Source organism: Saccharothrix syringae (genome assembly GCF_009498035.1).
Taxonomy (GTDB): Bacteria; Actinomycetota; Actinomycetes; order Mycobacteriales; family Pseudonocardiaceae; genus Actinosynnema; species Actinosynnema syringae.
The window spans coordinates 8,515,452-8,527,236 of the sequence record NZ_CP034550.1; the positions used below are offsets into that span (position 1 = coordinate 8,515,452).

An 11,785-nucleotide genomic window follows, 5' to 3' on the forward strand; every position below is an offset into this window, starting at 1 on the left:
CCACCTCCGGGGCACGCTGCTCGGCCTCGGCCAACAATGTCCACGCCCGGTCGAGGTCGGCGAACGGACCGAGTCGCGCGGCGACCCCGGAAGCGACCGCCAGGAAAGCGCGCAGGCGTAACCTTCGAACGCTGTACTGGGTTGTCCGCAAAATTGCCATTCCAGTGGCGGACACCGATCCCGAACAGATCTCGTCGAACACGAAACGCGGCAGGCGGTGCGTGCTCAGCGCGACGGCGTCCACGCGCCTACCCGCTGAACTGGGCCTGCTCCTGGACGGAATCGCCGTAGTCGCCGGACCGGAACCGGTCGAGCGTGCGGCGGACCGCCCGGGCCAACGCGGGGTCGCGCAGGGATCTGATCTCGAACAACGACGTCGCGGTGAGGTCCAACAACTCCGAGGACAGTTCTCGAGGTGTTTCCACAGACATGTCGACCGCCTCCCGATCCCGCCCGATTGCCATCATGCCCGAAGGTGCGCACGCGCCGCAGCACCCAGCCGGATATTCCGATGGCGGCCAACAGGTCCATTCCGACGGGTGGGGCAACCGCCGCGTCGGAAACCGCTTGCCGGTCCACCGTCGAGCCCTGTCGGTGGACCCAGGGGCCCGACGCGCTCGGATGGCGCCCCTCGAGAGGGGTGCGGGTCTTCGGCGTTGGTGCCGACCCCGAGGTTGGTAGTTGTCACCAGGCAATCACAGAGAGTATGGTCTAGACCGGCCGCCGCGTTTGGGTGAACGCCCTGCACACCACCCACGCGCAATCGGGTCGGCGTTCGCCACAAGCGTTTCCGCCCATCCGAGCAGAGGAGTCCACATGTCGCTCCGCCGAAGGATCGCCGCGGTGGCGGCCGGCGTGCTCGCCGCACCGCTCGTGTCCGTCGCCCTGCCGTCGGCACCCGCCCTCGCGCACGGCTACGTGTCGTCACCGCCCAGCCGCCAGGCCCAGTGCGCCGCCAAGACGGTGTCGTGCGGGGCCATCCAGTGGGAACCGCAGAGCGTCGAGGGCCCGAAGGGCCTGCGCAGCTGCAACGGCGGGGTCGCCCGCTTCGCCGAGCTCAACGACAACAGCAAGGGCTGGAGGGTCAGCAACACCGGCCGCACGGTCACGTTCAACTGGACCTTCACCGCGCGGCACCGCACGGCCAACTACGAGTACTACGTGGACGGCCGGCGGGTCGGTTTCTTCGACGGCGGCAACCAGCAGCCCCCGGCCACCGTGTCGCACTCGGTGAACCTGGGCGCTTCGGGTCGCCAGACGGTGCTCGCCATCTGGAACATCGGTGACACCGCGAACGCGTTCTACGCCTGCATCGACGTGAACGCGAGCTGATCGCGGGGTGGGGCGCGCCGCGGCGGGCGCGCCCCACCCCGTCCGCCGCTAGACCGTGAAACCGCCGTCGACGTGCAGCCGGGCACCGGTGACGTAGCGGGCCTCGTCCGAGGCCAGGAACGCCACCGCGGCCGCCACCTCGGCGGGCTCCGCGTACCGCCCGAGCGCGGTGAACCCGTTGATCACGGCGGAGTTCGGGCCGTCGGCGGGGTTCAGGTCGGTGTCGGTCGGGCCGGGGTGCACGAGGTTCACCGTGATGCCCCTCGGCCCCAGCTCCCGCGCCAGCGCCCGGGTCATCCCCTCCAGCGCCGCCTTGCTCGCGGAGTACAGCGACAGCCCGGGGAACACCGCGCGGTCGGCGACGTTGCTGCCGATGCTCACGACCCGCCCGCCGTCGCCCAGGTGCGGCAGCGCGGCCCGCACCGCCACGAACATCGCCCGCACGTTCACGTCGAAGGTCCGGTCGAAGTCCTCGACCCCCAGCTCCTCCACCGGCCCGACGGTGAAGTCCCCCGCGTTGTTGACCAGGACGTCCAAGCGCCCCAACACCTCCACGACCTCGTCCACGGCCGCCGCCACCGCCGCGGCGTCACCGCTGTCGGCGCGCACCACGTGCACGCGCCGCCCCAACGCCTCCACCCGCGCGACCACGTCGTCCGCCGAACCGCGGCACGTCACCGCCACGTCGGCACCCGCTTCCGCCAGGCGCACCGCGACCGCGGCGCCGATCCCCTTGCCGCCGCCGGTGACCAGCGCGACCCTGCCCTCGAATTCCATGCCGATGATGGTGGCGGGAAAGCACATTCCCGTCCGGCGGGAATCGGACTTGGTGCTGTGCCGGGGAATTCGCCCTACCATGAACGCCGCGGAACGCGGGCGCGATCACGAGGGGGCGCGGGTGGCATGGGCACCGAGTGGCGCGGCACAGGCCCGGGGCGACCCCGGTGAGGAGAGCACCCCGCTGATGCCGCTGGTGACGGCCCTGCGGCGGATCCCGATGCTGGCCGACCGCAGCGGGCGGGAACTCGTCGTGCGGATGGTGGGCGAGGCGTTGCGCGAACACCTCCCGGTCGAGGACCACAAGTACCCGGTGGGCCACCTGTTCAGCATCGCGGAGGTGTGCTGCCGCCGCCCGGAAAGGCTTTCCGCACTGGTGCGGGTGCTGGAAATGCTGGAGCAGGACTCGCGCCCGATGGTGGCGTTGCGGGACCTGGTGCGGGACATGACCACGCTGGCGCTGTGGTCCGACGAGGCGCGCGGCGAGGTGCTGGCGCTGCTGTCCGGTGTGGTGGTCCCCGACATCGAGGGCGTCTACCTGGCCGTGGCGGGCCCGTCGGCGCCGCCGCTGCGCGGGTCCACCACGTACCAGGAGGTCTTCCGCACGCTGGAAACGCTCAACGCGCGCCCGGACGGCGTGCCGCGGTCGCTGCTGTTCGTCGAGCACATCGCGGCGCGCGTGCGCACCGAGCTGGCCGTCCGGCTGCACCACTGGGTCGACCGGCAGGCGGCCGCGCTGGACCTGGCCGCGGAGGTGGCGTCCGCGCGATGGGAGGTCCGGGAGGGGCGGGTCGCGGCCCCGGCCCGCCCGTCGGACGCCTACGTGGTGTTCCAGCTGTGCCGGGAGGGCCTGCGCGGCGACGTCCACCGGCTGTCCCAGTGGCACCAGCTCGACCTGTCCACCGGGTGGCACCCGGTGCGCGGCGCGGACTTCACCGGCGACCTGGAGGCGGTCAAGCACCGGGTGGCCGAGGCGGTGGAGGGGCTGGAGGCGGACTGGGCCGGGTTCGCGCCGCGCGTGCACGTCGAGTTCGTCCTGGCCGCCGAGCTGATCAACCTCGACGTGGACCAGTGGCCGTGGGAGACCGACGCGCCGCTGCCCGAACCGCTGGGCTGCCGCTACCCGGTGGCGGTGCGCAGCCTGGAGCGGATGGCGGCGCGCAAGTACCACCGGTCCTGGCACCAGCGCTGGGAGCTGCTGCGCTCCCAGCTCGACCGGACGGGCGCGATCCACGAGGACGCCACGTGCTGGGGCGGCGACGGCAGCGCGAGGGCTGTGCGCGAGCTGATGTCGAAGCTCCAGCGCGACGCCGCCGCGGTGTCGCTGGTGCTCAGCTCGCCGCCGCACCCGGAGTCGCGGGGCCGCGACGAGATCGCGGTCGGGCTGCGCGCGGGCATCCCGGTGGTGATCTGGGACCGGGCCGGCTCGGACGACGGCTTCGTGGCCCGGGCCAGGCGGCTGCTGCACGAGGACAACCCGCGCGACCTGCTGGAACGGGTGCGGCTCGCGCGGTCGGACGTGTTCGAGGCGGGCGGCGACGGCGGTCTGACGGTCCTGTGGGACGACCCGTCGCGGGTGGTGCTGCCGGTGCACCCGACGGCGCCGGAAGGGGTGTGATGGTGGACAACACCGACTGGTACGTCTACCGGGGCACGGGTCGTGTGGCGGCCCACCCCGTGGCGGCCCTGCCGGAGGCACCGCCGTGGCGGCGCTTCCCCGGCACCGGCGAGGCGTCCCGCCCGACCGACGACGGCGGCGAGGGCGACCGGCGGGTCGGCCGGACCGCGGTGCCGCGCGTGCCGCACCCCGACGAGGTGGCGATGGTCAACGCGGCCCTGCTGCTGCGCCGCCCGCTGCTGGTCACCGGCGACCCGGGCACGGGCAAGTCGACGCTGGCCCACCTGATCGCCCGCGAGCTGGGGCTCGGCCCGGTGCTGCGCTGGCCGGTGACCAGCCGCACCACGCTCAAGGACGGCCTGTACTTCTACGACGCCATCGGCCGGGTGCGCGCGGCGGGCGGCGGACCGGGCGACGCGGACATCGGCGACTACATCCACCTCGGCCCCCTGGGCACCGCCCTGCTCCCCTACGACCTGCCCCGCGTCCTGCTCATCGACGAACTCGACAAAGGCGACATCGACCTCCCCAACGACCTGCTCAACGTCTTCGAAGAAGGCGAGTACCCCATCCCGGAACTGGTGCGGATCGCCGGGAGCCACCCCGAGGTCCGGGTGCTCACCCACGACACCGGCGGCGAGGCGGTGATCCGGGGCGGCGTCGTCCGCTGCCGCGAGTTCCCGGTGGTGGTGATCACCAGCAACGGCGAGCGCGAGTTCCCGCCAGCCTTCCTGCGCAGGTGCCTGCGCCTGCACGTGGAACCGCCGGACCACGAGCAGCTGGGCCGGATGGTGGCCGCGCACTTCGACGACACGCACGGCGTGGACGTGGCCGGGTTGATCCGGAGGTTCCTGGAGCGGCGCGAGGAGGTCGGCGGCGGCCTGGCGGCGGACCAGCTGCTCAACGGCGTGCACCTGGCCGTGCGGCTGGCGACCTCCGGCGCCTACCGGGCGGACGACGACCTGCCCGCCGTGCTGGAGGCCATCTGGCACCCGCTCCAGGCCGAGTCCGGATGACCGGTCCCCCGCCGCCGGGCAGCGGCCGGCTGACCGTGCGCGAGCTGCGCGACGCGCTGTGGCTCGCCCGGCTGGTCGTGGCCGGCGGCTCCGCCGGTCGCCCGGACGTCGGGGGGCGGCCCGCGCCGGGAGCGCACCCCGTCGCACCCCCCGACGAGGCGCACCCGGCCGGGCCGGTCGAACCGCGGCCGCCCGAGGAGCGCGTCCCGGCACCGCCCACCGGCGTCCGCCCGACCACCGACGCGACCGCCGCGGCCACCACCCCGCTGCCCGCCGTGCCCGTGCTGCCCGAGCGGGCCCGCATCGCCCGCGCCCTCCGCCCGCTGGACCGCACCGCGCCGTCACCGTGGCGGCGCGAGCTGGACGAGGAGGCGACCGCCCGCCACGCCGCGCAGGACGGGCTGTGGATGCCGGCGTGGCGCCCCGAGCCCGCGCACCCGTTCGACCTGGTGCTGGTGGTCGACACCTCCCCTTCCATGGCGATCTGGCAGCACACCGCGCGCGAGTTCGCCGAGCTGCTGCGCCGCCAGGGCGCGTTCCGCGACGTCCGCCACCACCGGGTCGACTTCTCCCCCGCCGACCCGGCGGAGCTGCGCGTGCGGCCGGAGGGCCCGACCGCCACGCCCGTGCCGTGGTCGCGCCTGGCCGACCCCACCGGTCGCCGCGTGGTGCTGGTGTTCACCGACGGCGTGGGCGGGGCCTGGCGCAGCGGCGCGGCGGGCCACGTGCTGCACCGGTGGGGCCGGGTCATGCCCGTGGCCGTGGTGCAGGCGCTGGACCGGCGCCTGTGGTCGTGGAGCGCCCTGGGCACCTCGCGCTTCCAGCTCTCCGCGCCCTTCCCCGGCGCACCCAACCGGTTGCTGCGCGCGACACCGCTGGACCCCGACCTCACCGCTTCCCGCGAGCCCGGCACGGTGGTACCGGTGCTGGCCCTGTCCCCGGACTGGATGGCCGCCTGGGCGAGGCTGGTGTCGCAGCCCGGCGCCGCGCCCGTGGAGGTGACCGCGACCGCGGTGCGCCCCTTCCGCCGCGAACCGGCGCCCGAGCCGGCTCCGGGCCCGGAGCCGACGCCGCGGGAACGCGTGCTGCGGTTCCGCACCGTCGCGTCGGTGACCGCGTTCCGCCTGGCGGGCCTGCTCGCCGCGGCACCGCTCGACCTGGCGTCGATGAAGCTGGTGCAGCGCGTGGCGGTGCCCGGCAGCGGCCTCACCGCGCTGGCCGAGGTGCTGCTGGGCGACCTGCTGGTCCGGCTGCCCAAGGGCGGCGGCCCGGTCGAGTACGACTTCCGCCCCGGCGTGCGGGAGGAGCTGCTGGCCGGGCTGCACCGCGCCGACACCGTCCGCGTGGTCCGCCTGCTGGGCGACCACGCGGGACCGTCGGACACGGCCCTGCACGACTACGCGCGGGCGGTCGACGCGCCCGACGAGGTCGGGCTTCCCGAGCCCTCCGCGGCGAACGCGCCCCACCTGCGGGTGCAGGAGGCGGTGTTCCGCGCCCTGTCCGGGCCTTACCTGGCCAGGGCGAACCGCCTGGCGGTGCTGCTGGGCCGCGGTCGGGTCGCGCACGCGCCGCCCCGGCGCCGCGCGGTGCCGGAGCACCGGCCCGACGTCCTGGGACCGATGCCGCTGCGCAACCCCGATTTCGTGGGGCGCGAGGACCTGCTGGAGGCGGTCCGGGCGCTGTTGACCGGGACACCGGGCCCGGTGGTGCTGCACGGCGCGGGCGGCATGGGCAAGTCCCAGGCGGCGCTGGAGTACCTGTACCGCCACGCCCCGGAGTACCAGGTGGTGTGGTGGGTGCCCGCGGAGCACCAGGCGCAGGTCCGGGCCGCCCTCGTCGAGCTGGCCGGCAGGCTCGACCTGCCCACCGGTTCCTCGGTGTCGGGCCTGCTCCGCGCGCTGGGCGAGGGCAGGCCGCACGCGCGGTGGCTCCTCGTGTTCGACAACGCGGGCGCTCCCGGCGAACTGCTCCCGTTCCTCCCGTCGGGTGGCCACGTCATCGTCACCTCGGGCGACCCGGCGTGGTCCGGGCACGCGCGCCCGGTCCGGGTCGACCGGTTCAGCCGGGCGGAGAGCGTCGCGCTGCTGCGCGGGCACGACCCGGACCTCTCCCGCGCCGACGCCGACGCCCTCGCCGACGCGCTCGCCGACCTGCCGCTCGCGGTCGAGCAGGCCGCTGTCTGGCGCTCCCGGACCGGCATGGGGACGGCCGAGTACCTGGAGCTGCTGGCCGCGAACCGGGCCGAGCTGCTGGCCGCCGGCGTGGCGGGCGACTACCCGCTGCCGGTGGCGGCGGCCTGGCACGTGCCGCTGGTGCGCCTGGCGCGGGAGCACCCCGTGGCGCTGGAGCTGCTGCGGCTGTGCGCCTTCTTCGGCGCCGAGCCGGTCCCCCTGCGGCTGTTCCGCGGCGTCCGGGCGGCGCCGGTGTCGCCCGAGCTGGTGGCGGCGCTGGAGGACCCCGTCGCGCTCGCCCGGGCCACGCGGGAGATCAGCCGGTACGGCCTGGCCAAGATCGACCACCGCGACCAGACCGTGCGGATGCACCCCCTGGCGCAGGCGGTGCTGACGAGCCGCCTGGACGCCGGAGAGCAGGACCGCTCGCGGCACGTGGTGCACCTGTTGCTGGCCCACAACGACCCCGGGGACCCCTACCGGGTCGAGGACTGGCCCCGCTACGCCCGGCTGCTGCCCCACGTCGTCCAGTGCCGCGCGGTGGAGTGCCTGGACGGCCTCGTCCGGCGGATGCTGATCAACTCGGTCCGGTACCTGGTCGAGGTGGGCGACTTCGGTGGTGCCGCGGAGCTGGCCGGGCAGAGCACGACCGCCTGGCGCTCGGCCATGGGCCGGGCGGACCTGCCCACCCTCGACATGGCCCGCCTGCACGGGATCGGGCTGCGGCGGCTCGGCCGCGCCGACGAGGCCAGGTCGCTCAACGAGTCGACCTACGCCGAGCTGCGCGCGCAGGTGGGCGACGACCACGAGGCCGTCATCGACATGCTGGACGTCCTGGCCGCGGACCGCCGCCGGGCCGGGCGCCTGGCCGAGGAGCTGCGGTTGCGCGAGGAGGTGCTGGCGCGGGCGCTGCGCGTCCTCGGGCCGGACGACCCGGAAACCCTCCGGTACGCCAACAACCTCGCCAGCTCGCTGCGCGGCACGGGCCGGTTCGCGGAAGCGCTGGAGCTGGACGAGGACACCGCGCGCCGGCGCACCGAGATCCTGGGCGCGGACCACCTGAGCACGCTGCGCTCCCTCACCGCGCTGGCCATGGACCTGCGGGAGTGCGGCCACCACGACGATGCGCTGGACCTGCTGGACGACACCCTGGCGCGCCAGCGCGGCCTGCTCGGCGACGACCACCCGCACACCCTCGGGACGATGCGCAACCTGGCGGTGACCCGCTGCCGGGCCGGCGACCACGCGGGTGCGCGGCTGCTGGCCGAGGAGTGCCTGACCCGCTACCGGCGCCGCCACGGCGAGCTGCACCTCGACACCTCCACGTCGATGGTCAGCCTGTCGGTGGCGCTGCGGCACCTGGGCGACCTGCGGACCGCGCGGGAGCTGGCCGAGCGCGGTCACCGGCAGTTCGCCCGGACGAGCGGGCCCGAGCACCCGTTCACCCTCGTCGCGGCGACCAGCCTGGCCGTGGCCGAGCGCCTGCTGGGCGACCTGGACCGGGCTCGGGAGCGCAACGCCGGGGCCGCCGAGGTGCTGCACCGAACCCTCGGCCCCGACCACCCCTACGCGCTGGTGACCGCGACGAACCTGGCGAGCGACCTGGCCGCGGCGGGTGAGCACGGGGCGGCGGCCGACCTGGACGCGGACACCCGGCGGCGATCCGAGCGGGTGCTGGGGCCCGGGCACCCGGCCACCCTGGCCGTGACCCTGAACCTGGCACGCGACCTGCGGGCGCTCGGCGAGCACGCCGCGTCCGCCCGGCTGCACCGGGAGGTGCGGGCGGCGCTGGGCGAGGAGCACCCGGCGCCCCGGTCCGAGCGGGTCGACTGCGACACCGACACGATGCAGATGTGAGTTCAGCCGGCGAGCCACCGGGCCAGCGGCAGCGGATCGGGGGCGGGCGCGCCCCGGCGCCGGACCTCCCGGTGCACGGCCCGCGCCACGTGCGGCTCGTCCAGCAGGGCGGGCGCACCGCCGGCCAACCCGAGCCCCACCCAGGCGGCGCCGTCCTCCGGGTCGGCCCGCAGGCGGTCGAGGTAGCCCGCACCCGCCGTGACCAGGTCGTCGCGGGCGTAGGCGGCGTCGGGGCCGGTGCGCGGGGTCGCGGCGAAGCGCTCCGGGGTCAGCGCCCTGGCCCTCAGCAGCGCCGCCCGGTCGGTCGACACCCGCTCACCGGTCGCCACCACCTCGGCACGCGGCCGCGTCGAGCGGGCCCGGCCGGCGAGCCAGTCGTCGGCCAGCGCCGCGACGTCCGCCGGGTGGGGCCGCACGTGCCGGACCCGCCAGGCGGCCCGGTGGTCGGCGGTGATCCGATCCACCACGCCGGCGTGGGGCGAGGCGGCCGGGTCCGGTTCGAGCGCCGCGAGCCTGCGCGCCACCGCGGCGACGAACCGGCGCCCCTCGCCGGTCAGCCGGCGGGTGCCCACCTCCGCCAGGGCGAGCCGCAGCTGACGCGCGCGCAGCGCGGCCGCGAAGCTCCCCGGCGACTGCGCCTGCCAGAACTCGACCACGCCGGTGAAGGCGTAGAGGCCGTGCAGCACACCGGTGAGCGGCCGCGGGTCGTCCCGCCAGGGGGCGTAGTGGCACTTCGCCCCGTCCTCGTCGTGCAGGCGGACCAGGTCGAGCACGGCGTTGAGCTTGGAGTGCTGGATCTCGTGCACCAGGGTCTCGGCGAACTCGGCGGCCGATCCGACCGCCGACAGCGCCACCGCCCCGAACGCGCTCGCCGAGGACGCGCCGACCACCCCGCTGCCGGCGGGCAGCGGCACGAGGCTGGTCAGGCCGGCCGACAGCTCGACCGCGTACCCGGTGTGCCGCTCGACGAGCAGCGCCCACGCCTCGTCCAGCAGGTCGCACCAGCGCCCGTGCTCCGCCGGGTCGAGCGGGTCCGGCGACGCCGGCTCGACGAACCCGCGGTGCGGGTCCACGTCGTCGACGGTCACGTCCAGCACGAGGCCGCCCGCCTCGCTGCGGTGGCGGCGGAAGGGGCGGAGCCCGACGGCGACCCCGTCGACGCGCACGGGTTCGCCCGGACCACCGAAGCCCAGCTCGGCGGTCGGCGCCTCCCCCGGCGCGGCGTACTGGCCGATCGTGGGCACGGTCACCACGTCGTGCGAGACCGGCACGACCAGCCGCCCCGCCATCCCCGCCCGCATCGCCGCGGCCGCGGCGACCGCGTGCAGGACGCCGACCCGCGCCACACCCCGCCTCAGCGCCCGCGCGAGCCACGTGCCGACCGCGGGCGCCATCAGCACGTCCTCGACCGAGGCGGGATCGCGGCGCTCGGCCTCGGCGAGGACCTCCCAGGCGAGTTCGGCGTCGTGCGCCCCCGTACGCCGCGCCACCTCCAGCAGGGTGCGCAGGGCCAGCCTGCGGCGCCCGTACTGGGCCCGGTGGAGCACGCCCATGACCCTGGCGTCGACGGGGCCCGCGCAGATCAGGTCGAAGTCGGCATCGGACAGGTGCGCCCGGGTGCGCGGTTCAGCCGTGGTGGTCTCGGAGGACATCCGCCTGCTCCTGGACGGCCTCCGCGGGTTCGCCGCACGCCGCGGCCGCCAGGGTGCGCTCGACCGCATCGGCCAGGGCGGGCGTCCACAGGGCGCCGAGTTCGGCCAGCGGGAGGGAGGTGGGGTCGAACGGGTCCGCTGCGGGACTCGGTGGCGAACTCGCCGTCACTTCGCTCGTCTCCTCCTGCCTGCTCCGAACGCCCGTGCGCGATCCCCCGGCCGCGCGTGGCGACAGGGGAGGGACGACTCTAACAGGAGAGGGCTCGGCCGCTCGGATTATATAACGCGTGGCGCGGTGGAGCAGCCCGTTGTGACGAACGGAATTTACGTTGCAGGACGCGCCCGGGCTCGCATAGGTTCGTGTTACACGAGAAAGGAGGTGGTCCGAAGTTGTATAGCTACAGGACTCGTCGTGAGGTGGCTGTCCGCTAGGACCGTTCTTTTCCCAAGGTGGTCCGGGCGAATCCCAGGCAGCCACCCGGCCCCCGTGATCCCGAGCCCAGTCCAGCTCGGCCCGCGCCCAGGCGCGGGAAGCGATCCGGGGGCCGCTCCACGTTCCGGGGTGCTCAGCCCAGGTGCTCGCGCACGACGCGCAGGTCCGCCAGGAAGCCCCGGTACGCCTCGTCGCGGTCGGGGGCGCGCAGCACCGACGACGGGTGGACCGTGGCGATGACGTCGTGCCCGCCCGCCCGCTCCAGCCGCCCGCGGCGCTCGGTGACCTTGAAGTCGTTGCCCAGGACGGCCTTGGCGGCGGTGGCGCCGAGGCAGACGACCAGGTCGGGCTCGACCCGCGCCAGTTCGGCGTGCAGCCACGGCACGCACGCCGTGACCTCGCCGCGCACCGGCGACTTGTGGATGCGCCGCTTGCCGCGCGCGTCCAGGGTGAACTTGAAGTGCTTGACCGCGTTGGTCAGGTAGACGCCCTCGCGGTCCAGGTCGGCCTCTGCCAGGGCCTTGTCCAGCAGCTTGCCCGCGGGGCCGACGAACGGCTCGCCGCGGCGGTCCTCGACGTCGCCGGGCTGCTCGCCGACGCACACCAGGCGGGCGTCCTCGGGCCCGGCGCCGAAGACGGTCTGGGTGGCGTCCTCGTACAGGTGGCACCCGCGGCACCCCGCCGCGGCGCGCCGCAGCGCCGCCAGGTCCGCGCCTTCCGGCACGAACGGGGCGGCGCTGCCGGTCCGGCTAGTGGTCGCCACGGAAGGCGTCCTTCACCTTCTCCGCTGCCTGCTTGAGGGAACCCTTGGCCTGCTCGGCGCGGCCCTCGGCCTGCCACTGCTCGTTGTCCGTGGCGTCACCGACCGCTTCCTTCGCGCGGCCCTTGAGCTCCTCGGCCTTGTTGTCGAACTTCTCGTCGGCACCCAC

General features: G+C 75.2%; 10 protein-coding genes. 4 read left to right on the forward strand and 6 right to left on the reverse strand.

Going from position 1 to position 11,785, the window contains the following annotated elements:
- Window positions 1-248 precede the first annotated feature (248 nt).
- Complete coding sequence (locus EKG83_RS49280) at window positions 249-371, reverse strand: hypothetical protein (protein ID WP_265590301.1); 123 nt, start codon at window positions 369-371, stop codon at window positions 249-251.
- Between the two features lie 445 nt (window positions 372-816).
- Between EKG83_RS49280 and EKG83_RS35310 the strand changes: the two genes are divergently transcribed.
- Complete coding sequence (locus EKG83_RS35310; RefSeq protein ID WP_033433376.1) at window positions 817-1,332, forward strand: lytic polysaccharide monooxygenase auxiliary activity family 9 protein; 516 nt, start codon at window positions 817-819, stop codon at window positions 1,330-1,332.
- Window positions 1,333-1,380: 48 nt separating this feature from the next.
- Here the strand turns inward: EKG83_RS35310 and EKG83_RS35315 are convergent, their stop codons facing one another.
- Window positions 1,381-2,109 (reverse strand): SDR family NAD(P)-dependent oxidoreductase, encoded by a 729-nt coding sequence (locus EKG83_RS35315; RefSeq protein ID WP_033433399.1) that lies wholly within the window; start codon window positions 2,107-2,109, stop codon window positions 1,381-1,383.
- A 121-nt stretch (window positions 2,110-2,230) separates the two neighbouring features.
- Between EKG83_RS35315 and EKG83_RS35320 the strand changes: the two genes are divergently transcribed.
- From EKG83_RS35320 to fxsT, 3 genes are read left to right on the forward strand one after another with little or no spacing between them, the layout of a single operon-like run.
- The gene (locus EKG83_RS35320; protein ID WP_153278661.1) at window positions 2,231-3,727 is read left to right on the forward strand and encodes a VMAP-C domain-containing protein; all 1,497 of its coding nucleotides are present in this window, start codon (window positions 2,231-2,233) and stop codon (window positions 3,725-3,727) included.
- The gene (locus tag EKG83_RS35325) at window positions 3,727-4,743 is read left to right on the forward strand and encodes an AAA family ATPase (protein ID WP_033433398.1); all 1,017 of its coding nucleotides are present in this window, start codon (window positions 3,727-3,729) and stop codon (window positions 4,741-4,743) included. The genes EKG83_RS35320 and EKG83_RS35325 overlap by 1 nt, the downstream gene beginning before the upstream one ends.
- A complete protein-coding gene (gene fxsT, locus EKG83_RS35330) occupies window positions 4,740-8,771 on the forward strand; it encodes an FxSxx-COOH system tetratricopeptide repeat protein (RefSeq protein WP_033433374.1) in 4,032 nt (1,343 codons plus the stop codon). Before EKG83_RS35325 ends, fxsT begins: the two co-directional genes overlap by 4 nt.
- A gap of 2 nt (window positions 8,772-8,773) precedes the next feature.
- Here the strand turns inward: fxsT and EKG83_RS35335 are convergent, their stop codons facing one another.
- The 4 genes from EKG83_RS35335 to EKG83_RS35345 form a co-directional block, all read right to left on the reverse strand.
- A complete protein-coding gene (locus EKG83_RS35335) occupies window positions 8,774-10,423 on the reverse strand; it encodes an HEXXH motif domain-containing protein (protein ID WP_033433373.1) in 1,650 nt (549 codons plus the stop codon).
- Window positions 10,398-10,592, reverse strand: coding sequence for a hypothetical protein (locus EKG83_RS47235; protein ID WP_033433372.1), 195 nt, complete (start codon window positions 10,590-10,592; stop codon window positions 10,398-10,400). The genes EKG83_RS35335 and EKG83_RS47235 overlap by 26 nt, the downstream gene beginning before the upstream one ends.
- A gap of 397 nt (window positions 10,593-10,989) precedes the next feature.
- Complete coding sequence (locus tag EKG83_RS35340; protein ID WP_033433371.1) at window positions 10,990-11,619, reverse strand: UdgX family uracil-DNA binding protein; 630 nt, start codon at window positions 11,617-11,619, stop codon at window positions 10,990-10,992.
- Window positions 11,606-11,785 carry a CsbD family protein gene (locus EKG83_RS35345; protein WP_033433370.1) on the reverse strand — a complete coding sequence of 60 codons (180 nt, stop codon included), beginning with the start codon at window positions 11,783-11,785 and terminating at the stop codon, window positions 11,606-11,608. Before EKG83_RS35345 ends, EKG83_RS35340 begins: the two co-directional genes overlap by 14 nt.